The following is a 26365-nucleotide window of genomic DNA, read 5'->3' as shown; positions in this document are numbered from 1 at the left end:
TCAGCGCCTCCCCAGATAGACGTCGCGGACCATCTCGTCGGCCTCAATGTCGTGGAAGGGACCGCTGCGAAGCCGGCGACCCTGGTGCAGCACCAGCGTTTCGCAATTCAGCGCCCGCACGAAGCGTATGTCGTGCTCGACGGCGACGATCGAGAACTCGCCCTTCAGCCGCAGCAGCATTTCGGCCGTCGCCAGCGTCTCCTGCGGCGTCATGCCGGCGGTTGGCTCGTCGAGCAAAAGCAGCCGTGGCTCGATGGCCAGCGCCATGCCGATCTCCAGCCATTGCTTCTGGCCGTGCGCCAGTTCGCCGGCCAATGTGGCAGCACGATTGGTCAGCGCGACCAGTTCCATCAATTCACCGATTGGCCGCGCCGGGGAGGGGGCACCCCATCGTGCGACCTTGAGGTTGTCCTCAACCGAGAGGCTCGGGAAGACCGACGGGATCTGGAACTTGCGGGCAATGCCGAGCCGGGCGATGCGATGCAGCGGCAGGCCGGCAATGTCGCGGCCGAGGAAATGGACGCTGCCGCTGGTCGGGCGCAACGTGCCGGTCAGCACGTTGAGGAAGGTACTCTTGCCGGCGCCGTTCGGGCCGATGATGCAGCAGAGCGCCTTGTCGCGGACCGTCAGGTCCAATCCTTCGAGGGCCTGCAACCCTCCGAAGCGGATGCCGACATTTTCGGCTTGGAGCAGGACGTCGCTCATCAGGCCTGGCTCCTGCCTTTGAACAGGCTCTTCAGCCGCGCATAGATCGACAGGATGCCGTCCGGCAGGACAAAGACGATGATGACGAAGACGCAGCCCAGCAGCAGCGGCCACAGGCTCGGATTGAAGCTGCTGATCGTCTGCTGTGCGCGCTGGATGAAGATTGCGCCCAGCACTGGGCCAAGCAGCGTGCCGCGCCCGCCGACCGCCACCCAGACAATGACCTCCGTCGACAGAAGCAGTCCGGACAGATCGGGGGCAACCAGCCCGGCCATGCAGACATAGAGCGCGCCAGCAAGCCCGGCGATGGCTGCCGAAAGGATGAAGGTGACGAGCAGCCGTAACGGCGCATTGTGGCCGAGTGCCGCCGCCCGGACCTCATTGTCCTGAATGGCGGTCAGCACCGTGCCCCAGCGGCCACGGCTGATCGACCACAGCGACAAAACGGCCACCGCCACGATGGCTGCGACGAACATATAGCTCGACAGGTCCTGGCTGAGATCGACATGCCGGCCGCCAAAATCGAATTCGATCGGCGGGATCCCGATCAGGCCGCTATCGCCGCCGGTGACCGAACTCCAGGAGATGGCCGCCTGCTGGCAGATGACGCCCATGGCCAGCGTGACGATGGTGAAGTAGCTGCCGCGGATGCCGCCGAAGAACAGGAAGTAACCGATGATGGCGGCGACGAAGGCAGCCCCCGCAATGGCGCCCACGATGCCGAGCAGGCTGCCGAAAGGAATCGCGTCATTGAGCGTGACCAATGCCATGATGTAGCCGCCGATGCCAAAGAAGGCGGCGTGGCCGAAACACAGGATTCCGGTGCGGCCCCAGAAGAAGTCGAGGCTCGCCGCGAATAGGCCGAAGATCAGCGCGTCGCGGATCACCGTCAGTTGGTAGCCGTCGGCGAAGAAGGGATAGGCGATGGCAAGCGCCACGCAGACGGCGAAGATCAGCAGCCAGTTGCGGTCCCGGGCGATCATCGCGACGCCCCGTTGAACAGGCCGTTGGGCCGCACCCGCACGGCGACGATGGCCGCCAGCAGCACAATGGCCTGCGCCAGCGATGGCGAGATCTGGTAGTTGAGGATGCTGGTCAGCCCGCCGACGAAGACGCTGCCGGCGACGAGGCCGCCAATCGAGCCGACCCCGCCGACGATGACGACGAAGAAGGCGTTGGCGAGATAGTTCACCCCCATCTGCGGCAGCACGATCGCCAGGGGCGCGACCAGTCCCCCAGCCAGCCCCGCGATTGCCGCGCCGAAGGTGAAGGCGATGGCGTAGGTGCGGCGCGTGTTGATGCCGACGCCCTCCGCCATTTCGCGGTTCTGGATGACGGTGCGGATGTCGAGGCCGAAGGATGTGCGGCTGATCAGCAGGATGACGCCGAGCAAGGTCGCCATGGCGATGCCGATCAGGATCAGCCGATAGGCCGGATAGACGGTGAAGAAGAGGTCGAGCGTGCCTTCGACCGGCGGCGTCACCGGCTTGGCGCCGAGCCCGAAGGTCAGCTCCAGCCCTTGCTGCAGGATCAGGCTGACGCCCCAGGTGGCGAGCACGGTCGACACCGGCCGCGAATAGAGGTGGCGAATAATGGCGAATTCCAGGATGCAGCCGACCACGGCGCCGGCGATCGGCGCCGCAGTCAGGCCCAGCCAGAACGAGCCGCCCATACTCTGGATGAAGTATACCGCGAAGGCGCCGACGGTCACGAACTCGCCATGCGCCAGATTGGTCACGTTCATCAGGCCGAAGCTGATCGCCAGCCCGAGCCCGACCAGCATCAGGATGCTGATCAGCGTCAGCGCATTGAGCAATGTCGTGATGGCGAAATCCATCGCTTCAGGCCGCGCTGGCGAGGCGTTGGCGCAAGCCCGCGAGCAGGCCTTCAGCGGCATCGATCACCGCCGCCTGATGCGGCTGCAGGTCCTGCCCCGCCCACTCGTCGATATGGTCCGACAGCGGGTCGACCACCTCGGTGCGGTGATTGGCCAGCGTCTCGATGACGGCGTGGCCGCAGAATGGCACATAGCCCTCGGAATAGCCGCCTTCATGGCTCATCATCAGCCGTCCGTTCGAGACTTCGGCCGCAAACGCCACCATGCGCGCGGCAAGGCGGCGAAAACATTCGCTGTTGAGCATCATGCGGCCGAGCGGATCGAAGCCGGACGCGTCGAAACCGGAAGCGACGATGACGAGGTTGGGCTTGAACGCGCGCAAGGCAGGACCGATGACGCGGTCGAACGTGGCTTCATAGGCGCCTGTGCCGCTGCCGGCCGGCAGCGGGACGTTGATGTTATAGCCTTCGCCGGGTCCCTTGCCGTTGTCGACGAGCGCGCCGCGTCCGGTCGGGTATAGATTGTCCTGATGGAGCGAAATCGTCAGCACCGACGGATCGGAATAAAACACCGTCTCGGTGCCATTGCCGTGATGCACGTCCCAGTCCACCACGGCGGCACGGCCGAGCAGGCCCTCGTGCTGCAGCCGCCGCACGGCGACGCCGATGTTGGAGAACAGGCAATTGCCCATGGCCTGATCGGGTTCGGCGTGGTGCCCGGGCGGCCGCGCCAGCGCATAGGCGTTGTCGACGCGGCCGGTCAGCACCGCACGCATCGCGGCATAGGTGGTGCCGGCGGACAACAGCGCGATGTCGAAACTGTTGAGGCCGATCGGTGCCTGAGGCCCGGCGAAACCGGATCCGCCTTCGCTCAGCATCCTGATATCATCGACGTGGCGTTGCGTGTGGACGCGCAGCAGGTCTTCCACCGTTACCGGTTCGGCAATGATCGGAACCAAATGGCGTGCCAGGCCACTGACCTGGATGAGATTGTTGAGCCGTCGTTTGGATCCAGGCGATTCCAGGTGGCGTCCGGGTTCCACGAAACGGCCGGGAGGCATCATGTCGGCGCTGGAGCCGGTGTCATGCCACATCAGCTGTTCGTGAAAAACGTAGCCTGTCGCCATCCGCGGCATCCTCTAAAAACCAGACGCTAGCAGGCTAACAATCGCCCGGCCCGACCCTAAAGAGGGGCCATGTCAGTCATCTATGCCCCTCCTTTCGGAGGGGTGCGGAGGTTTGCGGCGACCTGCGCGGCGCGCACTGCCTGGACGCGGTTCGATACCGAGAGCTTGCCGAAGATGTTTTTCAAATGCCACTTCACCGTCGTTTCGCTTACCGACAGTGCAACGGCGATATCGCGATTTGACATGCCTTCCGACAGAAAGTGCAGCAGCTCGGACTCGCGCTGGGTGAGCTGTTCTTTCTCGACCGTCGGGGCGGCTGTTTTGCGCGTCGTCACGGGCATCGTCTGCGCGGCATCGATGATGCGCGTCGCATAGGCCGACAGTGACGGGTCGGCCTTTGCCTGGGCCGCCCGGAGCCGCATCAAACCCTCGACGACAGACTTGCCTTCGTCGACGAAGGAGCGGATGAAGCCCGAGGGTTGCGCAAGGCGCAATGCTTCGTGCAGATGGCGGTCTGCTTCCCGCTGGTCATGGCCGGCGCTCTTGGCGCGCAGGATCAGCGCCAGTATGTGCCGGCGCATGCGCCCGCTGCTTTTCGTTCGCTCCAGCAGCGCGTCGAAAATCGCCGCCGCCGCCGCGTAGGATTTTTCCGCCGTAAGCAGCCGGCCTTCGGCGAAGAACTCGAATTCATTGGCGACGGTAGAGGCGGTTTCAGCGCTTTCGCGGCGATGCTCGTCGAGCAGCGCGCGGGCTTCCGGGGTGCGGTTCTGGTCAAGAAGCAGCCGGATGCGATCGTGCACCAGCACCGAAGCGAGGCGGCGGTAGACGGAGCCGCGCACGCGCTGGTAGACGCGCTCCAGCATGTCGAGGGCGGCTTGGCCGCGACCGGTCAGCTGCAGCACCCGGGCATAGGTCGGCACGCTGGCCAGGGGATAGACAATGACCGCTGCGCCCTCGATCAGCGGCCCGAGATTCTCGACCAGCGCCAGTGCTTCGCCGGATGCGTTGGTCTCATAGGCGAGTTCGGCAAGCAGCGTTCCGGCGAGGGCCTCGGCATAGGAGTTGGCGCCGATCCGCGTCCTGGCCTCGATGATCGCGTTGCGCAGCAGCCGTTCGGCCGCGGGCAGGCGGCCGGCCGACCGCTCGATCACGGCCATGTAGCAGTTGGCGATGGTGACGCCGAGCAGGCTGCCGCTTCGCTCATGGGCCTTGCGCGCCGCATCCACAGCAGCGCGTGCCCCCTCAAGGTCGCCCAGCGCGTATAGATTGTAGCCGATGACGTTTGCCGTCGCGCCTTCCATGAACCACGCATCGGGGGCTATGATGCGCAGGGCCGCCAGTGCGGTGTCGCGCGCGTCCTCGAACTGTTCCAGCGTGCTGTGCACGGCCGCTGCAAGGACCTCGAGTTCCGCCTCGATGGTCGTGCCGGTCAGCGTGCCCGGATCCTTGCTATCGGTCGGCCCGGTTTCGACGAGCTGGCGCGCATTGGCGAGGGTCTGCTGGGCAATCTCGGGCTGGCTGCTGTGCACCGCAAGCCACAGCACGACGAGTTGCAGCCGGATGCGCTGATCGATCAGTTTCCTTGGCAGCAGCGCCAGCAGCTGGCGCACATAGAGAAGCTGGCATTGGGCGATGAGTTCGAGCGCGTTGTTCTCGATGAACACCGCGGCGCGGGCTTCGTCGCCGGCGGCGAGCGCATGGCCGATGGCCTCGGTCAGCATCTTGCGTTCGCCGAACCATTCCGAAGCCGCCAGGTGCAGCGGTGCGATCATCTCCGGCTCGCGCCGTTCCATTTCACGGCTGAGGAAGTCGTGGAAAAGGTGATGATAGCGGAACCAGCGCCGTTCCTCGTCGAGCGGCACCAGGAACAGGTTGCGGGTCTCGATCTCGGTGATGGCAACCTCGGCGTCCGCCGCCCGCATCACCGCCCGGCAGGCCTCGGCGCTGAAGCGCTCGAAAATCGAGGAATAGAGCAGGAACTTCGCCAGCGCCGGCGGCAGTTCCAGGAACACTTCTCCCATCAGGAAGTCGGCGACGTTGCGGTTGGCGCCGGTGAAATTGCCGATGACTGTTTCGGGCGCATGGGCCGCACCGAGCGACAGCGAGGCGAGCTGCAGGCCGGCGGCCCAGCCTTCGGTGCGCGAGCACAGTGTTTCCACCGTGCCGCTGCTGACAGAGAGGCCAAGCTTGTCGTTGAAGAAGGCTTCGGCTTCCGACGAGGCGAAACGCAGATCGTCCGGGCCGATTTCAAAGATATCGCCGAGCACCCTGAGCTTGCCGAGCTGCAGCTCGGGCAGGTTGCGCGAACCGATGACGAAGACGACGTTGGTTGGTGCCTGCCGGGTCAGCCGTTCCATGAACCGCTTCACCGCCGGTGCATCGATGGCGTGATAGTCGTCGAAGAACAGGGTGATGTCGGCGTGGCGTGCCGCCAAACCCGACACGAGTGCCGCAAGCACCACGTCGAGTTGCGGGATGGGGCTCGACTGGAAGGCGAGGTCGAGCTCGGCCGGGTTCTGGACGAGATGGCGCAACGCCCCCACCAGATGCGACAGGAAGGCGCCTTCGTCATTGTCCGTCGCCTCGCAGGACAGCCAGGCCGTCAGCCGGCCGTGGCGCGCGACTTCGGCCGCCCATTGCGCCATCGTCGTCGATTTGCCGAAGCCGGCGGGCGCGGCGAACAGCACGATGCGCGTGTCGACATGCCGCTCCAGCCTCGACAAGATGCTCTCGCGCCGTACCCACCGGCGATGGTGAGGCGATGCCAGGCTGGCGGGTTGCGACGACGGTCTCATCTGGCGCCGGGCACCCATTCCGTTTCGATCAGCGGAATTTGCGGCGCGCAATCGCGCGGCAGGGTGCCCTTGATCCTGGGATCATCGGTGATTTCGAAACCGGTTGCATAGGGTTCAAATCCGCAAGCCCTGTAAAAACCGATGACGCTGTGATGATCGAAGCTGCTGGTGTGCAGCCAGATGCGGATGGGGCCTAGGCGCCATGCCTGGTCGAGCGCGCCTGCCATCAGCCGTTTGCCGAAGCCTTGGCCAGTCAAGGAGGGAAACAGGCCGAAATAGGTAATCTCGATCTCGTTGCTGCCGGCGATCGAGAATTCGACCATGCCGACATGCCGCCCACTCTCATCATGGCCGTAGTACAGATGCTGACGTCGGTCGGCAAAATGCGCCGCGATGTCGGCGTCCGACATTTCGGCGGCGCGGTCCCAGAGCCAGGGAGCGCCGATCTCGAGGAAGACTGCGCGGTAGACGGCGGGATCGGGCTTGGTGACGCGGATCATCGCCAGCGGATGCGCGAGACCGGGCACCGGGGCACGCGCCTCCATCCACGTCACCGCATTGATGATCTTGCCTGCCGGCACGCGCCGGTAGCCCGGGACGAGATCGGTGGTTTCATCCGGCAATGAGCCTTCAGTGACTTGCATCTGTCCTCGGTCTTCCGCCGCGCAGCCTAGCCGGCATGTCAAGAAGCTGATGCCAACTCTGCGGCCGCCTGCCAAGTGGCTCCAGAGGTGGGCCATGATTTTGACCCGCCTGTCGCCTTGCCTTTTCGAAGAATGGCATATGAGATATGATACACCATCCATAGAGAAGCGGAATATCATGCCTGAACGAATTGCGGACGAGGCCATCTTGCGGGCGGTCGACGAGGGCTTTGACCGCCAGCTCGCCTTCCTGGCGGACCTCGTACGCTTTCCCTCGCAGCGCGGTGAGGAACACGCCGCGCAATCCTTCATGGCGGCTGCTTATGAAGCCAATGGCTATGCGGTCGATATGTGGCGTGTCGATGTCGATGCGATCCGCGACCTGCCTGGATTCTCGCCCGTAGCGGTTTCCTACGATGACGCGTTCAACGTCGTCGCCACCCACACGCCGAAAAACGTCACCGGTCGCTCGCTGATCCTCAACGGCCATATCGATGTGGTACCGACCGGACCGCTCGACCGCTGGGTGCGAGATCCCTACGATCCGGCGATCGAGGATGGCTGGATGCATGGCCGTGGCGCCGGCGACATGAAGGCGGGCCTGTCGGCCTGTCTCTATGCGTTGGCCGCCTTGCGCGGCCTCGGCTATCAGCCTGCGGCGAAAGTGTTCCTGCAGTCGGTGGTCGAGGAGGAGTGCACCGGCAATGGTGCGCTCGCTTGCCTGCAGCGCGGTTATCGCGCCGACGCCGCCTTCATTCCCGAACCGCTGGAACCAAGATTGATGCGGGCGCAGGTTGGGCCGATCTGGTTCAAGGTCGAGGTCGACGGCGATCCGCAGCACGCGTCGGGCGCCTTTTCCGCCGGCGCCAATGCCATCGAGAAGGCGTTTCTCATCATCCAGGCGCTGAAGCAACTCGAAATCGTCTGGAATGCCAGAAAGGTTGACGACAGGCATTTCTGTAATCACCCGCACCCGATCCGATTCAACCTCGGCAAGATCCAAGGCGGCGAATGGACATCGAGCGTTCCCGCCCGCTGCGTCTTCGAGATGCGGGTCGCGACCTATCCCGGCCAGAAGCTCGAGGACGCCAGGGCCGAACTCGAGGCCTGCATCGCCGATGCCGCCCGCGCCGATCCGTTCCTCGCCAATCGCCCGCCCAGGATGACCTATAACGGCTTCATGGCCGAGGGCTATGTGCTGGAAGGCGCCGACGAGATGGAAGCCGTGCTGCGCCGCAGCCACACCGCCGTGTGGGGTGAGCCGTTGACGGAACATGTCACCTCGGCCACCACCGATGCGCGCTTCTTCGGCCTTTATGCCGACACGCCGGCAATCGTCTACGGCCCGATCTGCCGCATGCCGCATGGCTATGACGAGGCTGTCGATCTCGATTCCGTGCGCAAGGTCACCCAGACCATTGCGCTCTTCATCGCCGACTGGTGCGGCCTCGAACCCATCGATGCCGAGGTCAGGCCATGAACGCGGCCGTATCGGATGCTTTCGGCGAGACGCTCGCGGACGATGCGCCCGACGTCTCGATCGCCGAGGCGCTTGCCCTGTTGCGTCGCCACTATGGGCTCACTGGCAGCGCGCGCACGCTGCCAGGCGAACGCGACCACAATTTTCACATCCAGACAGAAGGCGAGGGTGAATTTGTCCTGAAGGTCTCGCATCCGGCGGAAGAGGCTGATTTCACCGATTTCCAGAACAAGGCGCTCGACCATATACTGACGGTCGACCCGGCTTTGCCGGTTCCCTCGGTGCGCAAGAGCCTCGAAGGCGAAGCGCAGTTCATGGTCGGCATCGGCGGATCGGCGCCGCGCATCGTGCGGCTCGTCACCTATCTGCCGGGACAGCTGCTTTCGCGCTCGCTCACCTCATCGGCACAGGATCGCAATCTCGGCATCTTCCTCGCCCGGCTTGGCCGGGCGCTTCGCGGCTTCTTCCATCCGGCCGCCGGCAGTGACCTTTTGTGGGACATCCGCAAGGTCGCCAAGACGCGGCCGATGCTGGCGCATATCGTCGATGCCGGCCATCGCGCCATGGTCGAGCGCGCCATCGACGCCTACGAGGAGCACGCGGCGCCGGTTATTCCCGGGCTGCGCGCCCAGATCGTCCACAACGACATGAACTCCTACAATGTGGTGATGGACGCTTCGCGACCGGAAATGGTCAACGGCATCCTCGATTTCGGCGACATGATCCATTCGCCGCTGATCTGCGATCTCGCCATCGGGGCCGTCTATCGCTGGCCGGCCGAAGGTCATCCGCTGGCGCCCGCCGCGCGCTTCGTCGCCGGCTATCAGTCCGTGCAGCCGCTCGAGATCGAAGAACTTGGCATCCTCTTTCACCTCATTCGTGCCCGCCTCGCACTCATCGCCAACATCGCCAGCTGGCAGGCCGAGCGTTTTCCGGCCAAGCGCGACTATGTCCTGCGCCTCATCACCGAGGTCTGGGCCTCGCTTGAGCGGCTGGACGGACTGTCGTCCGCGGACGCCCGCCGCTATTTTCTCGACCATTCCAAGCCGGAGTAGATGCCGTGTCCCTGTCCTCGCCACATCCTGCAAATGTCGACTCGGCGGCATCCGAGCAAGCGCTGCTCGAACGCCGCGCCAGATTGCTCGGGCCAACCTATCGCGCCTTCTACCGCAGCCCCATCCATCTGGTGCGTGGCAGCGGTGTCTGGCTCTACGATGCCCAAGGCCGAAAATACCTCGACGCCTATAACAACGTCGCCTCCGTCGGACACTGCCATCCGCGCGTCGTGGAGGCGCTATCTGGGCAGGCCGCCACGCTCAACACGCACACGCGCTATCTCAGCGAGATCATTCTCGACTACGCGGAAAGGCTGCTCGGCACGCTTCCCCCCCGTCTCGGCCATGCCATGTTCACTTGCACCGGCAGCGAGGCCAACGATCTCGCCATCCGCATCGCCCAGCACTCGACCGGCAACACCGGCGTGATCATCACCGACTTCGCCTACCACGGCGCGACCATCGCGACAGCACAGCTGTCGCCGGCTGCGGTCGGGGCAGCGGGCGTGCCCGCCCGGCATCGGGCCGTGGCAGCGCCGGACACGTTCCGCGACGGCGGCCGCGCCGCGCATGATTTCGCCAGAAATGTCGCCGCCGCTATCGAGGATATGCGGGCGCAAAATATCCGCCCGGCGGCGCTGCTGCTCGATTCCGCCTTTTCCAGCGACGGCATCTTCTTCCCCGACGCTTCCGTCATGCGCGATGCGGCCGATCATGTCAGGAAGGCCGGCGGCATCGTCATTGCCGACGAGGTCCAGTCCGGTTTCGGCCGGCTTGGCCAGGGCATGTGGGGCTTCGCCAACTATGGCCTCGCGCCTGACATCGTCACCATGGGCAAGCCGATCGGCGACGGGCATCCGATGGGCGCGGTGATCGTGCGGCCGCAGCTGGTGAGCTCGTTCGGTTCGAACACCGGCTACTTCAACACTTTCGGCGGCAATCCGGTCGCCGCCGCGGTCGGCATCGCCGTGCTCGATGTGATCGAGGGCGAGGGGCTGATCGAAAACGCGCGGACGGTTGGCGCCTATACAGGAGAATTGCTGGCCGCCTTGCAGAGCCGGCACGGCATGGTCGCCGATGTCAGGCACAACGGCCTCTATTTCGGCGTCGAGCTGATGGCGGAGGATGAGGCCACTGCTGCTGCCAAGACTTCATCCGTCGTTGAAGCCATGCGCGAGGACGGCGTGCTGATCTCGTCGTGCGGTCCACGCGGCAATGTGCTGAAGATCAGGCCGCCACTGCCCTTTGCCAGGGACAATGCCGAGCAGCTGGCCGAGGCGCTCGATCGCGCACTGTCGAACTGGTGAGCTGAGCGGGCACGCATGCTGAAGCTCGAGCATCAAACCCTCAATGACCGGGCCTACGGCGCGCTCAAGCAGGAGTTGATCTCGGGCGGCTTCAGCCCGGGCCAGATACTGGTCATCCGCAAGCTTGCCGAGAGCTTTGGCATTTCGACGACGCCGATCCGCGAGGCGCTGCAAAGACTGGTCGCCGAGCGACTTCTGGAAATGCAGAACAACCGCTCGATCATCGTGCCCTTGCTCTCCGCGCCCGCCTTCTCGGAACTGACCCGCATCCGCATCGCCGTCGAGGGACTGGCAGGCGAGATGGCCACGTCACGGATGACTGAAAGCGGGCTGGCCGACATCCAAGCCGCGCTCGGCGACATGCAGCGGGCCATCGAGGCGCAGGACGCCACGGCCTATCTGGCCCTGAACGAAGCCTTCCATTTTGCTATTTATGAGCACGCCGGCGCGCCGATCCTCTTGAACATGATCCGCGATCTCTGGGGGCGCGTCGGACCCTATCTCAAGCTCCTGATGCGGGCCGATCGCTACATTCCGCAATCCAATGACGCACACCGCGGGATCGTCGCCGCGCTGGAACAGCGCAACGGCCCGGCCGTTCGGGCTTCCCTTGAAGAGGATATCTCCGTGGCGGCCGCGGTCCTCTGCGACAATCTTCACATGGCGCACTGACCGCAGGCTCGGTCGGCCTAAGCCGTCTCGTCCATCCGGTCGCGCAGGATGCTCCAGCCGAGCAGCATGTTGGGCGCGTGCCGCAGCAGGGCATGGAACGGAATTGGCGCCGGCGGTGCGAAGGGCACCGGCACATCACGCGCTTCGGCTCCAGCGGCCCAGTCGGCCAGCACCTTGCCCATCGCCGTGGTCATGGCGATGCCGCGTCCATTGCAGGCGCGACCGGCAATCAGCCCCGGTCCGAGGTCCAGGAGATGCGGCAGGAAATCCGGTTCGACCGCCGCCATCCCCGACCAGCTGTAGGCAAGGGGGGGCAAATCAGGCAGGTCGAGCTGCCGGCCGAGCCGTCGCCAGATTGTTTGCGGCACGCGCGTATCGGCGCCGGCGCCAAGAATATGCATGCCGCCGCTGATCAGCCGGTTGTCGGCGTCGAAGCGAAAGGTGAAGAGGTTGCGCCTGGTGTCGCCGACGCCTTGTCCGCCAGGCAGCAGACGCGTTCGGATTTCATGCGGCAGGGGCGCGGTCGCGATCTGGAAGACCTTCAGCGGAATATAGGTTCGCCGCAGCAACGGATCGAGCGACCCGCCATAGGCGTTGGTAGCGATCAGCACCTTGGCCGCGCGTACCAGGCCCAACCGTGTTTGAAGTGCCCAACCATCGGCGACGCGATCGATCGAGGTGACCGGCGTGTGCTCGAAAATCTTCGCGCCGGCCTTCTCCGCCGCATCGGCGAGCCCCCGCGCATAGGCGACCGGATTGAGCACGCCGCTGGAACGATCCATCCAGCCACCGACATAGCCGCGTGCGCCGGTCAGCGCTTCGACCTCTTGCCGATCCAGGGTTACGACAGGCCGGCCGCGCCGCGCCCATTGGTCCGCGCGGGATTTGACCTTCTCCAGGGCCGCCGGCGAGTGCGCCGGCTGGATCCATCCGTTCTGCACCGCGTCGCAGTCGATGCCGTGCCGCCGGATCAAGCCGAAGACGAGGTCGGCACTGCCGGCGGCAAAATCGATGAGGCGTTCGCCGCGCTCGGCGCCGAGATGCGCGAGGATGCTGCCGGGGTCCATCCTGGCGAAGTTCGGCACGACGAAACCGGCATTCCTGCCGGTCGCGCCCCAGGCGATGATCTCGGCTTCGAGAACGGCGATGGAAAGTCCTTTTCCGGCGGCGTGCAATGCGGTTGAAAGGCCAGAAAATCCGCCGCCGACAATGGCAAGGTCGACATCGAGGTTGCCACTCAGCGCAGGCCGCTTGCGGCGATCGCGGCTGATGGCATGCCAAAGCGAAGTGCCGTTCGCACTCTGCCGGATCAGGGAATTCATGAACCGGAACTGCTTTTGTCCGTCGCGATCCGCGTGCGCTTGCCGAAGCGCGTCCGCAGCGGCCTGTCGCCGAACAATCCGTTCGGCCGCATCAGCAGGATCACGCAGAGCATCACGCCGATGGCGACGATCTGCAGCGAAGCGGCGCGCGCCTGCTGCTCGGGCGGGAAGAACACGCTGGTCAGCGTGCCCGATCCGGCCCAAATCCCCCAGACCAGGACACTGCCGATGACCGCGCCGAGATTGCTGCCCGAGCCCCCTACGATCAGCATCACCCAGACCTGAAAGGTGAGGATCGGCAGGTAATTGTCCGGCGCGATGAAGCCGGTGAAATGCGCCTGCAGCGCGCCGGCCAGCGCCATGATGGCGCCGCCGACGGCAAACGCCTGGACGCGGTAGAAGCGCGCGCTCTTGCCCAGCGAAATCGCGGCCCGCTCGTCCTCCCGCAGCGCCTTCAGCACACGCCCCCAGGGGCTGCGCGACAGGTGTTCCAAGGCGAGATAGGCAATCAGCGTCACAGCGCAGACGACGGCGAGGTTCGACAGGTTGAACAGCAGCGGCGTCTCCGCCAGGCCGCCGAAGGGGCGCGGGATGAAGCCGACGCCGAACGGTCCGCCAGTCAGTTTCTGCGCGTTGAGTGCGACCAATTGCACGACGACGGCCACGCCGAAGGTGGTGATCGCCAGATAGTCGGATCTAAGACGCAACGTCGCCATGCCGGTAAGCGCGGCCGCAATGCCGCCAACGATCATGGCACCCACCCAGCCGGCGAGGATGGGCAGGCCAAAGCCGCCGAGCCGCGCGGGATCGTCCGGTGTCGTCAGCAGCGCCGAGGTGTAGGCACCGATGGCGACGAAGCCCGCCAGGCCGACATTGAACAGGCCGGTCAGGCCCCATTGCAGGTTGAGCCCCAGCGTGACCAGTGAGAAGATCAGCGCCGTGGTCAGGAAGAAGGCGCCGTATCCGACCAGATCGATCATCTTTCCCGAACTCCGAAAAGGCCGATCGGCCGCACGAACAGCACGGCCATCAGGATGATGAAGGAAACGGCGGCGCGCCATTCGGCGCCGATCAGCTGCACCGCGCCGGCTTCGGCGAGACCGATGATCAGGCCGCCGAGCACCGCGCCCGGGATGCTGCCGATGCCGCCGAGGATGGCGGCGGCGAACATCGGCAGCAGCATGTCGAAGCCCATGAACGGGCGGATCTGCACCAGGATGCCGATCATCACGCCAGCCACGCAGGCGAGCGCGCCGCCGATGATCCACGTCACCCGCACCACGCTGGCAACGTCGATCCCGACGACGCGGGCCAGTGCCGCGTTCTGGCTCAAGGCCTGCATGGCGCGGCCAGTCTGCGTGCGCGTCATCAACAGATGCACGCCGAGCACGAGTATGGCGGTCAACACGAGCAATGCGATCTGGTCGGGCGTGATGCGGATGCCGAAGCCGACCGGCATGGCGATCTGGATCGCCCGGCTGAAATAGGTCGGCCGTGAGGTGAAGATGAATTCGAGCAGGCTGCGTAGCGCCATCGAGGCACCGAAGCTCGCCATCACCACGATGATCGCCTGGCCCTGCGATCGCAACCGCGAAAACAGGATCTTGTCGAGCAGCAGTGCGAGCAAGGCGGTGAATGCCATGCCGACGATCAGGGCAACAAGAAGCGGCCAGCCGAAGGACAGCGGCCCAATCGGCGCCACCTTGCCGAACATCGCACCGATGGCACTGACCACGGCCAGCGTCGCATAGGTGCCCCAGGCCATGAAGTCGCCATGGGCGAAGTTGGAGAAACGCAGGATCGAATAGGTGAGCGTCACGCCGATGGCGCCGAGGCCGATCATCGAGCCGGTCAGCAATCCGTCGACGATGAATTGCAGGCTCATGCCGCGCCTCCCTTACCTACGTGAGAAGGGCGCTGGCCAAGATAGAGTTCGGCGACGACAGGGTCGTTCCACAATTCGGAGGCTATGCCTTCGTGCCGGTCCTTGCCTTCGGCCAGCACATAGGCGCGGTCGCCGATGGCAAGCGCTGCCTTGGCATTCTGCTCGACCAAAAGGATGGTGACTCCGGACTTGCGGATGCCGGCCAGCATCTCGAATACCATCGCGACGAACTTCGGCGACAGGCCGGCGGACGGCTCGTCCAGCACCAGCACCTTGGGATGGACGATCAGCGCCCGCGCCACGGCAAGCATCTGCCGCTGGCCTCCCGACAGATTGCCGGCGGCGGTGCGGCGCTGGCGGACAAGGTCGGGGAAGGCGGCGTACATTTCCTCGATGCGAGCCGGGATGTCGCGCCGCTCGAGGATGCCGCAGGACACCTTGAGATTGTCCTCCACCGACATCAGCGGAAAGATGTTCTCGGTCTGCGGCACGAAGGCGAGGCCAAGCCGCACCATGGTGTGGGCGGGCGCGGCGGTGATGTCCCTGCCGTCCAGCAGCACCGTGCCGCCGGTGATCGGCACGAGGCCGGCGATCGCCTTGATGAAGCTCGACTTGCCAGCGCCGTTGGGGCCGAGCACGACGACGATCTCGCCTCTGTCGACGGTGATCGAGGCGCCGCGCACGATCGGCACGCCGGGCTCATAGCCGGCTTCGAGGTCGCGTACATCGAGGACGGTCTCGCTCATGCGGTGCCTCCGAGATAGGCCTCGATGACGCGCGGGTCGCGCGCGACCTCTTCTGCCGTGCCTTCGCTCAGCAGTTGGCCGCTCGCCATTACAAGGACGCGGTGGCAGAGCCGCGTCACCATGTCGATGTTGTGCTCGATCAGCAGGAAGGTGATGCCGCGCGCGTTGATGTCGCGGATGCGGTCGATGATGACTTCGAGCAGCGTCGCGTTGACGCCGGCGGCGGGTTCGTCAAGCAGGATGATCGCCGGGTCGGCCATCATGACCCGGGCAAGTTCGAGCAGCTTGCGCTGGCCGCCGGACAGCACGCGCGCCGGCTCATGGGCGAGATGGCTGAGGGTGACGAGTTCGAGCAGCTCGAGGGCTTTCGTCCGGGCGGCTTTTTCCTGTGCCGCCACCCGCCACGGCGTGAGGAAGTTAGCCAGCAGCTTTTCGCCGGCTTGGCCCTGTGCCGCGAGCATGATGTTTTCGATCAGCGTCAGATTGGGCAGCGGGCGCGGGATCTGGAAGGTGCGGCCGAGCCCTCGGCCGATGCGCAAATGAGCGGCTTCGCCGGAGACGCGCGTGCCGTTGAGAAGGATGTCGCCGCTGGTCGGCAGGATGCTGCCTGCGAGCAGGTCGAACATGGTCGTCTTGCCGGCCCCGTTGGGTCCGATCAGGCCGAGGATTTCGCCCGCTTTGACATGAAACGAGACATTGTTGACGGCGACAAGTCCGCCGAACCGCCTGACGACGTTGCTTGCCGTCAGGACCGGGACACAGGTCTCCTTGCCCTGCCTTTCCGCTGCCTCGCTCATCAAACCCTCTGGCCGAAGACGGTCGTCGCCGTCTTCCGATTATGATTTGTGATCACACTTGCTTTGATCACGCTATTCGGCTTTAATTTCATCTGCAAGCCGAAAACCCGCCGAGAACGGAATTCCATGCAAAAGGCTGCCATCGAGAAAAACAACGAGGCGATCGCGGCCCAGCTGGCTCCGGTCGGCCGTGAGACGGTGCAGGATCGCGTCTATTCCGAGCTGCGTCGGGCCTTGATCGGCGGCCTGTTCGAGCCAAGCCAGGTGCTGACTATCCGTGGGCTGGCCGATGCGCTGGTCACTTCGACCATGCCGGTGCGGGAGGCGCTTGGCCGGCTGATCACGGAAAAGGCGCTGGAGGCGCTGCCCAACCGTTCGGTGCGGGTGCCGCCAATCACGCTGGAGCGCCTCGACGATCTCTTGCGTGCCCGCGTCCTGATCGAGGGCGAGGCGATCGCGCTGGCCGCCGCCCGCATGGGGCCGCGCCAGATCACCACCATCGAAACCATTCTCGGCGAGTGGGACGAGATGCGGGCGCTGAAACACAAGAAGGATGTCGACCGCGAAGTGACGCTCAACCAGAGCTTTCACTTCGAGATCTATCGCTCCTGCGGCTCGGCCGTGTTGATCCCGATGATCGAGAGCCTGTGGCTGCAATCAGGTCCATGCATCCGCGTCGCCATCTACGCTTTCTCGGAAGCCGGCGAGGTCGACACCGCCCAGTATCACCGCCGCATCGTCGAGGCGCTGGCCACGCAGGATGCTTGGGCGGCGCGCGAAGCACTGGTCGCCGACATCAGCCGGCCCTTCACCTTCCTGCGCAGCAAACTGCAATCCGCCGCCGCGAAAGGCCAGATATGACCTCCATCAGGATCAGCGAGCCCCGCTCCAAGCTTTCCGTCACTGCGCTGCTGCTGCCGGAAAAGGCGCCGGAGAATGCGGCCTTTCTCACAGCCTATCTCGCCACGCCACGTGTCGTCCCCGCCATTCACGCCATGTGGACGGGACCTGAGATCTCCTGCCCGGTTCCATCAGCCGATCTCGAGGGGCAGGCCTATGCCCAGCCGCTGCCGGCGGAGAACGCGACCCTGACGCCGCAGCCAGGTGACATCGTGTTGTCCTACGTGCCGCCGCGCATGTGGGGCGGCAACCCCAACGCAATCTTCGACATCGGCCTGTTCTACGGGCAGGGCGCGCGTCTGCTGTTCCCGATCGGCTGGCTGGCCGGCAGCGTCGTCGCGCAGGTGAGACCCGGGGAGCGCGATCAATTCGCGGCTGCCTGCGGCATCATCCGCCGCAACGGCGCCTGCGACATCACCTTCAGCCTGGTGGAGGCCTGAAATGGCTGACGACAGTTTCGAGCTTTTCGATCTTCGCGTCGAGGCGGTCATTCCGCAGGGCAAGCCGATCTATTGCGGCGCCAGGGCCGGCGATTATTTCGAGCTCAAGGGCGAGATGCTGTCGATGCCGGCGGGGCAGGGCTTTTCGATCTATTCGATCTCGGCGGTGCTGCCGCTGCTGGCGGCGAAGCAGCGCCCGACCCACCCGAATGACTGGATGACCTCGGACGCGGAGATCGCCTGTCCCGATCCCAACTGCGCCAGCAGGCTGCGGATCGTCAGGCTGGCCAAGCGGCGGTTCAGCCATGCCGAAACCACGGCCGTGCCGTTGCCGAAGGGGAATGACGAGAGATGAGTGTCAAAACCTTCGAGCTCAGCCCGGGCTACGCGATTTCGCGCGTCATACGCGGTGGCTGGCAACTGGCCGGCGGCCATGGCGCCATCGATCGCAGCCAGGCCGTAAGCGACCTGATCGCCACCTTCGATGCCGGCATCTGGACCTATGACTGCGCTGACATCTACACCGGCGTCGAGGAATTGATCGGCGCCGCGCGCTTGCGGCTGGCCAATGAGCGTGGTCTCGATGCAGCCGCCAAAATGAAGGTGCACACCAAGCTCGTGCCCGACCTTGAACGGCTCGCTACGATCAGCCGCGACTATATCAGGGGCATCGTCGACCAGTCGCTGCGCAGGCTTAAGACCGAGCGGCTCGACCTCGTGCAGTTTCACTGGTGGGATTATGCGCAGCCGCGCTATATCGAGGCGATGGGTTGGCTCGACGAGCTTCGGCGCGAGGGCAAGCTGCGCAATCTCGGCACCACCAATTTCGATACGCCCCGGCTTGCCGAAATTCTGTCAGCCGGCATCCCGCTGGTCAGCCAGCAGCTGCAATATTCGGTGCTCGACCAGCGTCCGGCGAACAGCCTCGCCGGGCTTGCGGAGGAAAACGGCGTCAGCTTTCTCTGCTACGGTTCTGTGGCCGGCGGCTTTCTCAGCGACAAATGGCTTGGTGTCGCCGAACCCGGCACGCCGCTCGAAAACCGCTCGCTGGTCAAGTACAAGCTGATCATCGACGATTTCGGCGGCTGGGACCTGTTCCAGCAACTGCTTCGCGCGCTGAAGGCGGTGGGCGACCGCCACGCCGTCGACATCGCCACCATCGCCAGCGCCTGGGTGCTGGAGCAGCCGCGAGTGGCCGCGGTCATCGTCGGTGCCCGCAACCAGGCGCATGCGCTGGCCAACGCCAAGATCATGGATGTCGTACTCGACGCCGATGACCGTGCGCGGATTGCAGCCGTGATAGCGAGGGGCAACGGCCTTGAGGGAGATGTCTACACGCTGGAGCGCGACCGCCACGGCCGCCACGGCTCGATCATGCACTACAATCTCAACGCGGGCCGGATATGAAGACCATGGACGACAGGTTGTTTTCGCAGGCCAGCGCCGAAGTCGTCGATCTGCATCGCTTTTTCGTCGACTGGTTCGTCGCCTCGCGCGCCGACAAGGTGGATTTCGGCCGCTTCGAAGCCGTCATGGGCGAAGGCCTGACCATGATCGCACCAGGCGGCCAGATCCTCGACCGCGATGCCGTGATCGACCATGTGCGCTCCAGCCGCGCCACTTGCGACGACGGCTTTGCCATCTCGATCGAGGACATCCGGCCCGGCTGGCAGGATGGCGATACGATCGTCGTCCTCTATGTCGAGGCGCAGCTGCGCGCGGGCAAGCACAGCCGCCGCCAGTCGAGCGCGGTCTTTACCACCCGTTCATCGGCGCCCAACGGCGTCCAATGGCGGCATCTGCATGAAACCTGGCTGCAGGTGCCGGAACACTGAGACTTTCCAGACGTCAAATCAGTTCGTGTAACTCAAGGGGAACAACAATGAGAAAGACGATACTCCAGCTCACCACGGCACTTGCTCTCGTGACGATGGCGGGTGCCGCACAGGCCGCCGACTGCAAGATCACCGTCGGCCTCGTCATGGAACTGACCGGTCCGGCCGGCGAATACGGCCAGGCCGGCGCCAAATCGGTCGAAATGGCCTTCCGCGACATCAACCAAGCCGGCGGCGTGCGCGGCTGCGATCTCGTCACCGACACGCGCGACAGCCAGAGCCAGGGCAACATCGCGGTCGATGCCGCCACCCAGCTGGTTCAGGTCAAGAAAGTGCCTGTGATCATCGGCGGCATCATTTCCTCGGTGTCGATCCCGATCCTGACCTCGGTGACCGCGCCGGCCAAGATCGTCCAGGTCTCGCCGGCGTCGTCCTCGCCGACGCTGACGACACTCGGCCGCGACGGCAAGACCAGCGGCATCTTCTTCCGCACCATCACCTCGGATGCGCTGCAGGGCGTCGCCGCCGCCAAATATGCCGTCGACAAGGGTTTCAAGAAGCTGGCGATCATCCACGTCAACAACGACTTCGGCGTCAACATGGTGGCCGAATTCTCGCGTGCCTACAAAGCGCTCGGCGGCACCATCGTCTCCGACACCCCCTACAACGAGAAGCAGTCGAGCTACGCCTCGGAAGTCACCGCGGCGATGGGTGGCGAACCGGATGGACTTTACCTGGTCAGCACGCCCGTCGACGGCGCCACCATCGCCCGAACCTGGGTTTCGCAGGGCGGCGTCCAGAAATTCCTGCTCAATGACGGTATGAACAGCCCCGATTTTATCGAGTCCGTCGGCGCCGATTATCTGAAGGACGCCTATGGCACGTCTTCCGGCACCAGCCCGACCGCCTCGACGGAGTATTTCACCAAGAACTACAAGGCGTTTTCCGGCATCGAACCGTCAAATCCCGCGGCAGACCGCTCCTATGATGCCGGCGCCATTGTCGGGCTCGCCATCGCGATTGCCGGCTCCGAGAACCCGGCCAAGATCAAGGACGCCATGTACAAGGCAGTCGATCCCGCCGGCACGCCGATCTATGCCGGCAAGGAAGAATTCGCCAAGGCGCTCGGCCTGATCAAGGACGGCAAGCCGATCCGCTATGAAGGCGTCATCGGTCCCGTGGTCTTCGACAAGTTTGGCGACATCACCGGCCCGTTCCGGCTGTGGAAGATCGCCGACGGCAAGGTGACGACCGATGGTGAAATGACCACCGACGACGTCAACGCGCTGCAGGCCAAGCTTCAGTAAGCCGTCGCTGTACTTCCGGCATCGATCTCGCCCATCGCGATCGATGCCGGCATAGTCTGAGGCAGCTCGATATCGCTTGCACGACAAGCGGGCGCGATTAGGATCGGCCGGCTGCAATTCAGGGATGGCGAGCGTGCTGGACAAGGATACTCATCGGGCGATCCGGTTGTTGGACGCTGATGATGCGCCCTGTCACGCAGGCGCCTGAGCCGGATGTCGCCTGAAACACAACGGCTGCTCTCCGCGCTTGGCAACAGGCTGGGCGCGGGCGGCGTGCTCGCCGGCTCCGACGTGGACCAGCGCTATCGTGACGATCCCGACGGCAAGCTCGGCGTGCTTCCCGAAGCCGTGCTGCGCCCGCGCGATGCCGAGGGTGTCGCGGCGGCACTCGCCGCGTGCAACGCTCTTGGCCAGCCGGTCGTCGTCCAGGGCGGGCGCACCGGGCTGGCCGGTGGCGCGCGCGTCCAGCCGGGCGAGGTCGTGCTGTCGCTGGAGCGCATGACCGGCCTTGCCGCCCCGGATTGTCAAGCCGCCACCATCGTCGCCGAAGCTGGCGCGACGCTGCAATCGGTGCAGGAAGCGGCCGACGGCGCCGGGCTGATGTTCGGCGTCGATATCGGCGCGCGCGGCTCCGCCACGGTCGGCGGCAACATCGCCACCAACGCCGGCGGCATCCGCGTGCTGCGTTATGGCATGTACCGGGCACAGGTGCTGGGGCTGGAGGCGGTACTCGCCGATGGCACCGTGCTGACGTCGCTCAAAGGCCTGCCCAAGGACAATTCCGGCTACGACCTCGGCCAACTCTTCATCGGCGCGGAAGGGACGCTTGGCGTCGTCACCCGCGCCGCGCTCCGGCTGCATCCCAAGCCAGCATCGGAGGTGAACGCCTTCTGCGCGCTGCCTTCGCTCGATGCGGCGATCGCCCTGCTTGGGCTGCTGCGGCAAAAGCTCGGCCCGCTTTTGTCCGCCTATGAGGTCAATATCGCGCCGCTCTATGACGTCATGGTCGCCAGCATGGCCATGCCGGCGCCGCTTCCGGCTGGATCACCCGTCTACGTGCTGGCTGAAATCCAGGGCAGCGAGCCAGAACGCGACGGCGAGCGCTTCGCCGAGGTCTTGATGCAGGCGGTCGAGGACGGCGCCGTCGACGATGTTGTCGTCTCCCAATCGCCGCGCGAATTCCGCGCGCTGTGGGATGTGCGGGAGGACGCCAACCGCGTCCTGTTTTCGATGAAAGGCCTGATCGGCGTCGACATCAGCATCCCGTTGGCGCGAATGGGGGCGTTCCTGCAAGAAGCGGATGCCGCCATCCGCGCGGTCGATCCCGGTGCGGACATCTACGTCTTCGGCCATCTCGGGGACGGCAACCTGCACTATCAGGTGCTGACGGCGGACCCGGCGGCGGCCTACGGTATCATCTATCGCGGCGTGGCGGCGGCCGGAGGTGGCGTGTCGGCCGAGCATGGCATCGGCGTCGACAAGAAGCAGTGGCTGAATCTGGTGCGCAGTGACGCCGAGATCGCCACGATGCGGCGGCTGAAGACGGCGCTCGATCCGAAGAACATCCTCAATCCCGGACGAGTCTTCGACCTTGACCCAACCGTTTGAAACTCAGGTACGTTCCGTCGCCATTTGCCTGGGAATGAGAAAACGGGCGGCGAGCACGCACAGCAGCACGGTGAACATCAGGATCAGCGCCACCAGCGCGTTGATGTCGGGCGAGAAGCCTAGCCGCATCATCGCCCACAGCCGGACCGGCAGCGTGCTTTGCGTGCCGGTGACCAGGATGGTGATCATCGTCTCGTCGAACGACAGCGCGAAGGCCAGGATGGCGCCGCCGACCATGGCGCTCGACAGGTTCGGCAGGATGATGCGCCAGAAGGTCTGCCAACCGCTGGCGCCGAGATCGTAGGATGCTTCGACCAGCGTGCGGCTCATCGACTGCAGCCGCATCAGCACAGTGCGGTAGACGATCGCCAGCACGAACACGGTGTGGCCGATGACAACCGTCAGCAGCGAGCGTTCGAGGCCGATCTCGCGGAAGAAGATCAGCAGCGCCAGGCCGCTGATGATAGGCGGCATCAGGAATGGCAGGAAGATGATGAACTGCAGAACCGAACGTCCCGAGCGGCGGCCGTGATAGTAGAGCGCCAGCAGCGTCCCGCTGACCACCGACAGGATCACGGTACAGACGCCGACGATCAGCGTGGTGCGCAACGCGGTCAGGATGTCATGGTTTTCAGCCAGCGCCACATAGGTCGAAAAGGTCGGCGACGACCAGTCGACATTGCCATGCGAAATGGTGAAGAACGACGACACGATCGGCACGAACAGTGGACTGTATAGCAGCACCGCGACCAGCGTCGTAATCGCGGCCAGGAAGATGGTGGACGGCCGGGGCAGCGCGCTCATACCGACGTCCCCCGGCTGCGCCCGAACCGTTCGCCAATGAGAATGGCGGCGATCACCACGATCGCAAGCGCCACCGACAGCGCGGCGCCGAACGGCCAGTTATAGGCCGTGCCGAACTGGCTGTAGAGGATGCGGCCGAAGGTGAAGCCGCTGATCCCGCCGACCATCTGCGGCGTCAGGAAATCGCCGATCGCCAGTACGAAGACGAAGCTCGCCGCCGAGGCGACGCCGGGCAGGCTCAGCGGCAAGGTGATGCGCAGGAATGTCTGCAGGCTGCTGGCGCCCAGGTCATCCGAGGCGCGCAGCAAGGTCTGCGGAATCCGCTCCAGCGACAGGAAGATCGGCAGGATGGCGAACGGGATCAAAAGCAGGCTCAGCGTCAAGAGGATGGCGTTCATGTTGAAGACGAAAAGCGTCGATGGCTGATCCAGGATGCCGAGCGCCACCAGCGCCTTGTTGAGGAAGCCGTTGAGGCCGAGGATGCTGCGGATCGCGTAGATCTTGATGACGTAGCTCATCAGCAGCGGCACCAGCAGCAACATCAGCAGGGCGTAGCGCCACCGCCCCTTCAGCGTCGTCAGGAAGTAGGCGGCGGGATAGGCGAGCAGGATACAGATGACGGCCACCGATACGCACAGCACGATGGTGTTCCAGAACACCGGCAGAAAGATCGGGTCGGTGAAGAACCTGACATAGTTGCCGAGCATCGGTGCATGGACGATCGTACCCTGGTCGACGCTGAAGAAACTGTAGACCAGGAAGATTGCCAGCGGCACGAGGACGAAGATAACCGGCAAGGCGAATGCCAGCACCGTCACCAACCCTGACAGTCGCCGTTGCGCGGCGTGTGTCGAGCCGGTTCCGCTCATGCCAGCACCAGATGGCCTTCATGCGGCGCAAACGAAAGCGAGACCGTCTCGCCGGATTTCAAGATGCTGCCGTCGATCCGGCTCGGCATGCGCAGCCGCAGGCGCTGCGCGGCATCGTCCGCCCCCGCCATGATCGTGGCGACCGTCGACGAGCCGGCAAAGGCGAGATCGGCAATGGCACCGGAAAAGCGATTGGCGCCATCACGGGCGTCCGCGAGATGCAAGGCTTCGGGGCGGAACGCCGCGAAAGCCGCGGCGCCATCCGGGGCAATCTTCAGATGCGGCTGGTCGCCGATCGAGCAGACCAACCGTCCGAGTGCCGTCTCGATCGGTCGCTGCTCGCCTTGCACCGGACCGAGCTTTCCGGCCACCAGATTGTTCTCGCCGAAGAAGCGCGCCACGAATTCGCAATTCGGCTTGTAGTAGAGCTCATGCGGCGTGCCGAGCTGGCGGATATGGCCGGCCTGCATGACGCAGATCCGATCGGCCATGCCGATCGCTTCTTCCTGGTCGTGGGTGACGAACAGGAAGGTGGTCTTGATCTCGCGCTGGATGGATTTCAGGAACTCCTGCATCTGCCGGCGCAATTCGAGATCGAGTGCCGCCAGCGGCTCGTCGAGCAGGATCAGGCGCGGCTGGCAGATCAGCGCCCGGGCGAGCGCGACACGCTGGCGCTGGCCGCCGGAAAGCTGTGCCGGAAAGCGCTCGGCGAAACGTCCGAGCTGCACCAGATCGAGGGCTTGCGCCACGCGGCTGGCGATCTCCTTGCGCTTGATATGGCGCACCGAAAGCCCATAGCCGACATTGCCGGAGACGGTCATATGGGGGAACAGCGCATAGTCCTGGAACACCGTGTTGAACGGCCGCTTGTTGATCGGCATGCGGCTGATGTCCTGGCCGTCCAGCCGGATCTCGCCTGACGTCAGCGGCTCCAGCCCGCCGATCAGCCGCAGGACCGTGGTCTTGCCCGAACCCGACGGTCCAAGGACGGTGAGGAACTCACCGTCCCGGAGCGACAGGTCGATGTCGTGCAGCACGGGAACCGTGCCGTAGGATTTCGAGACGGACCGCAGCGTCAAGAGGTCGGTGTTCTGGCTCATGGGATATTCTCGCATACGCTTCGGCGGTCCGGAACGTCCGGACCGCCGGGTCCTTCGAAGTCAGGCGCGGAAGGGATCAGGGCGTCGCCTTGACCTCGTTCCACAAGTCCGAACGCTTGAGCGGATCCTCGACATTGTTGAGCCAGACCAGCTTGTCGTTGCCGCCCGCACTGCTCGACTCGACCACCGTGTTGCCGAATCCGGTGCGCTCGGAAAGCGCGCCGCTGACCTTCTTCGTCAGCATGAAGTCGATCCATTTCTCGGCCGCGGCATTGTCGCGGACACCCTTGGAGATCACCCAGTTGTCGAGCCAGGCAAGCGCGCCTTCGCTCGGATTGACGTAGGCGACATGGGCGCCGATCTTCTGCAGTGCCTTCACCTGCTGCTGGCCATAATTGGCCCAGATCAGCGCAACATCATTGTTCTGGTAGATCTGCTGCGCCTCGTCGGCGGTGGTGTAGAAGCTCAGCACATTGCGCTTGAGCTCGACCAGCTTGGCCTTGACCGCCGCCATTTGTTTTTCGTCGAGGTTGAACGGATCCTTGTAGCCGAGCGTCAGCGCGGTGAACGAGAAATTGTGCTCGCCATTGTCGTAGGCGAGGATCTTGCCCTTGTAGGCCGGATCCCACAGGACGGACATCGAGGTCGGCGCCGGCTTGACCTTGTCGGTGTCGTAGATCAGCCCGATGGAATCGAAGCAGAACGGAATACCGTAGACCTTGCCGTCCTTGGTGTCGCCGCTGACCTGAGACAGATCACGGAAGCGCGGCAGCACGTCCTTCTGGTTCGGCAGCTTGGTGATGTCGATCGGCGACACCAGATCGGCCTTGATGTAGCGCTGCAACTGGGCGGTGTTGACGGCGAAGACGTCGAAGTCCTGCCCTTCGCTGCCCTTGATCTTGGCCCAGATTTCGTCATCGCTGCCGATGAAGACGACATCGACGCCGATGCCGGTGGCGGCGGTGAAGTCCTTCACCCAGTCCGGGTCGGCATAACCGTCCCAGGCCAGCACGCGAAGGTTCGCGGCCAGCGCCGCCGACGTCATCAGGCCGATGCTGAGCCCGATGGTCGCTAGTCTCAGAAACGCTTTCTTCAGTCCCATTTTTAATCTCCCATTGTCGTTCTGGTGGA

26 protein-coding genes are annotated in these 26365 nt (G+C 64.6%); 11 read left to right on the top strand and 15 right to left on the bottom strand.

The window, feature by feature from the left end; all coding sequences use genetic code 11:
* The 6 genes from MESAU_RS26140 to MESAU_RS26115 form a co-directional block, all read right to left on the bottom strand.
* Positions 1-705 carry an ATP-binding cassette domain-containing protein gene (locus MESAU_RS26140; protein WP_015319038.1) on the bottom strand — a complete coding sequence of 235 codons (705 nt, stop codon included), beginning with the start codon at positions 703-705 and terminating at the stop codon, positions 1-3.
* Entirely contained in the window at positions 705-1688 is a 984-nt protein-coding gene (locus MESAU_RS26135; protein ID WP_015319037.1) for a branched-chain amino acid ABC transporter permease, read from the bottom strand. Before MESAU_RS26135 ends, MESAU_RS26140 begins: the two co-directional genes overlap by 1 nt.
* Positions 1685-2542, bottom strand: coding sequence for an urea ABC transporter permease subunit UrtB (urtB, locus tag MESAU_RS26130; protein ID WP_015319036.1), 858 nt, complete (start codon positions 2540-2542; stop codon positions 1685-1687). Before urtB ends, MESAU_RS26135 begins: the two co-directional genes overlap by 4 nt.
* 4 nt (positions 2543-2546) lie before the next feature.
* On the bottom strand, positions 2547-3668 hold the full coding sequence (locus MESAU_RS26125) for a class II histone deacetylase (RefSeq protein WP_015319035.1): 1122 nt from the start codon (positions 3666-3668) through the stop codon (positions 2547-2549).
* 80 nt (positions 3669-3748) lie between these two features.
* Positions 3749-6391: a winged helix-turn-helix domain-containing protein gene (locus MESAU_RS26120; RefSeq protein ID WP_224523776.1), complete on the bottom strand. Its 2643-nt coding sequence runs from the start codon at positions 6389-6391 to the stop codon at positions 3749-3751.
* 68 nt (positions 6392-6459) lie between these two features.
* Positions 6460-7107, bottom strand: coding sequence for a GNAT family N-acetyltransferase (locus tag MESAU_RS26115; RefSeq protein ID WP_041163520.1), 648 nt, complete (start codon positions 7105-7107; stop codon positions 6460-6462).
* 178 nt (positions 7108-7285) lie between these two features.
* Here MESAU_RS26115 and MESAU_RS26110 point away from each other — a divergent pair, with 178 nt between their 5' ends.
* Genes MESAU_RS26110 through MESAU_RS26095 form a run of 4 tightly spaced genes read left to right on the top strand, consistent with a single transcriptional unit; the run spans position 7286 to position 11621 of the window.
* Entirely contained in the window at positions 7286-8587 is a 1302-nt protein-coding gene (locus tag MESAU_RS26110) for an ArgE/DapE family deacylase (protein WP_015319032.1), read from the top strand.
* A complete protein-coding gene (locus MESAU_RS26105; RefSeq protein ID WP_015319031.1) occupies positions 8584-9642 on the top strand; it encodes a phosphotransferase in 1059 nt (352 codons plus the stop codon). The genes MESAU_RS26110 and MESAU_RS26105 overlap by 4 nt, the downstream gene beginning before the upstream one ends.
* 5 nt (positions 9643-9647) lie before the next feature.
* A complete protein-coding gene (locus tag MESAU_RS26100; RefSeq protein ID WP_015319030.1) occupies positions 9648-10949 on the top strand; it encodes an aspartate aminotransferase family protein in 1302 nt (433 codons plus the stop codon).
* Positions 10950-10964: 15 nt separating this feature from the next.
* Positions 10965-11621, top strand: a complete 657-nt coding sequence (locus tag MESAU_RS26095; RefSeq protein WP_015319029.1) for a GntR family transcriptional regulator — start codon at positions 10965-10967, stop codon at positions 11619-11621.
* Between the two features lie 17 nt (positions 11622-11638).
* Here MESAU_RS26095 and MESAU_RS26090 read toward each other — a convergent pair whose 3' ends face one another.
* Genes MESAU_RS26090 through MESAU_RS26070 form a run of 5 tightly spaced genes read right to left on the bottom strand, consistent with a single transcriptional unit; the run spans position 11639 to position 16371 of the window.
* Positions 11639-12943, bottom strand: coding sequence for an NAD(P)/FAD-dependent oxidoreductase (locus MESAU_RS26090; RefSeq protein ID WP_015319028.1), 1305 nt, complete (start codon positions 12941-12943; stop codon positions 11639-11641).
* Positions 12940-13923, bottom strand: coding sequence for a branched-chain amino acid ABC transporter permease (locus MESAU_RS26085; RefSeq protein ID WP_015319027.1), 984 nt, complete (start codon positions 13921-13923; stop codon positions 12940-12942). Before MESAU_RS26085 ends, MESAU_RS26090 begins: the two co-directional genes overlap by 4 nt.
* The gene (locus MESAU_RS26080) at positions 13920-14828 is read right to left on the bottom strand and encodes a branched-chain amino acid ABC transporter permease (protein ID WP_015319026.1); all 909 of its coding nucleotides are present in this window, start codon (positions 14826-14828) and stop codon (positions 13920-13922) included. The genes MESAU_RS26085 and MESAU_RS26080 overlap by 4 nt, the downstream gene beginning before the upstream one ends.
* On the bottom strand, positions 14825-15574 hold the full coding sequence (locus tag MESAU_RS26075) for an ABC transporter ATP-binding protein (protein ID WP_015319025.1): 750 nt from the start codon (positions 15572-15574) through the stop codon (positions 14825-14827). Before MESAU_RS26075 ends, MESAU_RS26080 begins: the two co-directional genes overlap by 4 nt.
* On the bottom strand, positions 15571-16371 hold the full coding sequence (locus MESAU_RS26070; RefSeq protein ID WP_015319024.1) for an ABC transporter ATP-binding protein: 801 nt from the start codon (positions 16369-16371) through the stop codon (positions 15571-15573). Before MESAU_RS26070 ends, MESAU_RS26075 begins: the two co-directional genes overlap by 4 nt.
* Before the next feature lie 126 nt (positions 16372-16497).
* On the opposite strand from MESAU_RS26070, the gene MESAU_RS26065 reads away from it, so the two are divergent.
* The 7 genes from MESAU_RS26065 to MESAU_RS26035 all read left to right on the top strand — a co-directional run bounded on the left by MESAU_RS26065 (position 16498) and on the right by MESAU_RS26035 (position 22461).
* A complete protein-coding gene (locus MESAU_RS26065; RefSeq protein ID WP_015319023.1) occupies positions 16498-17232 on the top strand; it encodes a GntR family transcriptional regulator in 735 nt (244 codons plus the stop codon).
* Positions 17229-17711 (top strand): DUF3830 family protein, encoded by a 483-nt coding sequence (locus MESAU_RS26060; protein ID WP_015319022.1) that lies wholly within the window; start codon positions 17229-17231, stop codon positions 17709-17711. The genes MESAU_RS26065 and MESAU_RS26060 overlap by 4 nt, the downstream gene beginning before the upstream one ends.
* Position 17712: 1 nt before the next feature.
* Complete coding sequence (locus MESAU_RS26055; RefSeq protein ID WP_015319021.1) at positions 17713-18066, top strand: TIGR04076 family protein; 354 nt, start codon at positions 17713-17715, stop codon at positions 18064-18066.
* Entirely contained in the window at positions 18063-19118 is a 1056-nt protein-coding gene (locus MESAU_RS26050) for an aldo/keto reductase (protein ID WP_015319020.1), read from the top strand. Before MESAU_RS26055 ends, MESAU_RS26050 begins: the two co-directional genes overlap by 4 nt.
* Positions 19119-19123: 5 nt before the next feature.
* Positions 19124-19546 carry a DUF4440 domain-containing protein gene (locus MESAU_RS26045; protein WP_015319019.1) on the top strand — a complete coding sequence of 141 codons (423 nt, stop codon included), beginning with the start codon at positions 19124-19126 and terminating at the stop codon, positions 19544-19546.
* Positions 19547-19593: 47 nt separating this feature from the next.
* Positions 19594-20853 carry an ABC transporter substrate-binding protein gene (locus tag MESAU_RS26040; RefSeq protein WP_015319018.1) on the top strand — a complete coding sequence of 420 codons (1260 nt, stop codon included), beginning with the start codon at positions 19594-19596 and terminating at the stop codon, positions 20851-20853.
* 213 nt (positions 20854-21066) lie between these two features.
* Positions 21067-22461 (top strand): FAD-binding oxidoreductase, encoded by a 1395-nt coding sequence (locus MESAU_RS26035; protein WP_015319017.1) that lies wholly within the window; start codon positions 21067-21069, stop codon positions 22459-22461.
* Between the two features lie 3 nt (positions 22462-22464).
* Here MESAU_RS26035 and MESAU_RS26030 read toward each other — a convergent pair whose 3' ends face one another.
* The 4 genes from MESAU_RS26030 to MESAU_RS26015 all read right to left on the bottom strand — a co-directional run bounded on the left by MESAU_RS26030 (position 22465) and on the right by MESAU_RS26015 (position 26336).
* Positions 22465-23265: an ABC transporter permease gene (locus tag MESAU_RS26030; RefSeq protein WP_015319016.1), complete on the bottom strand. Its 801-nt coding sequence runs from the start codon at positions 23263-23265 to the stop codon at positions 22465-22467.
* Positions 23262-24134, bottom strand: a complete 873-nt coding sequence (locus MESAU_RS26025; protein WP_015319015.1) for an ABC transporter permease — start codon at positions 24132-24134, stop codon at positions 23262-23264. The genes MESAU_RS26030 and MESAU_RS26025 overlap by 4 nt, the downstream gene beginning before the upstream one ends.
* Positions 24131-25234, bottom strand: coding sequence for an ABC transporter ATP-binding protein (locus tag MESAU_RS26020; protein WP_015319014.1), 1104 nt, complete (start codon positions 25232-25234; stop codon positions 24131-24133). The genes MESAU_RS26025 and MESAU_RS26020 overlap by 4 nt, the downstream gene beginning before the upstream one ends.
* Positions 25235-25310: 76 nt before the next feature.
* Complete coding sequence (locus tag MESAU_RS26015; RefSeq protein ID WP_015319013.1) at positions 25311-26336, bottom strand: ABC transporter substrate-binding protein; 1026 nt, start codon at positions 26334-26336, stop codon at positions 25311-25313.
* Between the last annotated feature and the right edge of the window lie 29 nt (positions 26337-26365).

Source organism: Mesorhizobium australicum WSM2073, assembly GCF_000230995.2.
Classification (GTDB): domain Bacteria; phylum Pseudomonadota; class Alphaproteobacteria; order Rhizobiales; family Rhizobiaceae; genus Mesorhizobium; species Mesorhizobium australicum.
The sequence above is the reverse complement of the archived record's forward strand: the minus strand, read 5'-3'. Positions and strand labels throughout refer to the sequence as shown.

What these genes read in the sequence shown, in the direction of transcription:
- MESAU_RS26140 (WP_015319038.1), bottom strand. Translation starts at nt 705, where the DNA reads ATGAGCGACGTCCTGCTCCAAGCCGAAAATGTCGGCATCCGCTTCGGA.
- MESAU_RS26135 (WP_015319037.1), bottom strand. Translation starts at nt 1,688, where the DNA reads ATGATCGCCCGGGACCGCAACTGGCTGCTGATCTTCGCCGTCTGCGTG.
- urtB (WP_015319036.1), bottom strand. Translation starts at nt 2,542, where the DNA reads ATGGATTTCGCCATCACGACATTGCTCAATGCGCTGACGCTGATCAGC.
- MESAU_RS26125 (WP_015319035.1), bottom strand. Translation starts at nt 3,668, where the DNA reads ATGGCGACAGGCTACGTTTTTCACGAACAGCTGATGTGGCATGACACC.
- MESAU_RS26115 (WP_041163520.1), bottom strand. Translation starts at nt 7,107, where the DNA reads ATGCAAGTCACTGAAGGCTCATTGCCGGATGAAACCACCGATCTCGTC.
- MESAU_RS26110 (WP_015319032.1), top strand. Translation starts at nt 7,286, where the DNA reads ATGCCTGAACGAATTGCGGACGAGGCCATCTTGCGGGCGGTCGACGAG.
- MESAU_RS26105 (WP_015319031.1), top strand. Translation starts at nt 8,584, where the DNA reads ATGAACGCGGCCGTATCGGATGCTTTCGGCGAGACGCTCGCGGACGAT.
- MESAU_RS26095 (WP_015319029.1), top strand. Translation starts at nt 10,965, where the DNA reads ATGCTGAAGCTCGAGCATCAAACCCTCAATGACCGGGCCTACGGCGCG.
- MESAU_RS26090 (WP_015319028.1), bottom strand. Translation starts at nt 12,943, where the DNA reads ATGAATTCCCTGATCCGGCAGAGTGCGAACGGCACTTCGCTTTGGCAT.
- MESAU_RS26085 (WP_015319027.1), bottom strand. Translation starts at nt 13,923, where the DNA reads ATGATCGATCTGGTCGGATACGGCGCCTTCTTCCTGACCACGGCGCTG.
- MESAU_RS26080 (WP_015319026.1), bottom strand. Translation starts at nt 14,828, where the DNA reads ATGAGCCTGCAATTCATCGTCGACGGATTGCTGACCGGCTCGATGATC.
- MESAU_RS26075 (WP_015319025.1), bottom strand. Translation starts at nt 15,574, where the DNA reads ATGAGCGAGACCGTCCTCGATGTACGCGACCTCGAAGCCGGCTATGAG.
- MESAU_RS26070 (WP_015319024.1), bottom strand. Translation starts at nt 16,371, where the DNA reads ATGAGCGAGGCAGCGGAAAGGCAGGGCAAGGAGACCTGTGTCCCGGTC.
- MESAU_RS26065 (WP_015319023.1), top strand. Translation starts at nt 16,498, where the DNA reads ATGCAAAAGGCTGCCATCGAGAAAAACAACGAGGCGATCGCGGCCCAG.
- MESAU_RS26060 (WP_015319022.1), top strand. Translation starts at nt 17,229, where the DNA reads ATGACCTCCATCAGGATCAGCGAGCCCCGCTCCAAGCTTTCCGTCACT.
- MESAU_RS26055 (WP_015319021.1), top strand. Translation starts at nt 17,713, where the DNA reads ATGGCTGACGACAGTTTCGAGCTTTTCGATCTTCGCGTCGAGGCGGTC.
- MESAU_RS26050 (WP_015319020.1), top strand. Translation starts at nt 18,063, where the DNA reads ATGAGTGTCAAAACCTTCGAGCTCAGCCCGGGCTACGCGATTTCGCGC.
- MESAU_RS26045 (WP_015319019.1), top strand. Translation starts at nt 19,124, where the DNA reads ATGGACGACAGGTTGTTTTCGCAGGCCAGCGCCGAAGTCGTCGATCTG.
- MESAU_RS26040 (WP_015319018.1), top strand. Translation starts at nt 19,594, where the DNA reads ATGAGAAAGACGATACTCCAGCTCACCACGGCACTTGCTCTCGTGACG.
- MESAU_RS26035 (WP_015319017.1), top strand. Translation starts at nt 21,067, where the DNA reads ATGTCGCCTGAAACACAACGGCTGCTCTCCGCGCTTGGCAACAGGCTG.
- MESAU_RS26030 (WP_015319016.1), bottom strand. Translation starts at nt 23,265, where the DNA reads ATGAGCGCGCTGCCCCGGCCGTCCACCATCTTCCTGGCCGCGATTACG.
- MESAU_RS26025 (WP_015319015.1), bottom strand. Translation starts at nt 24,134, where the DNA reads ATGAGCGGAACCGGCTCGACACACGCCGCGCAACGGCGACTGTCAGGG.
- MESAU_RS26020 (WP_015319014.1), bottom strand. Translation starts at nt 25,234, where the DNA reads ATGAGCCAGAACACCGACCTCTTGACGCTGCGGTCCGTCTCGAAATCC.
- MESAU_RS26015 (WP_015319013.1), bottom strand. Translation starts at nt 26,336, where the DNA reads ATGGGACTGAAGAAAGCGTTTCTGAGACTAGCGACCATCGGGCTCAGC.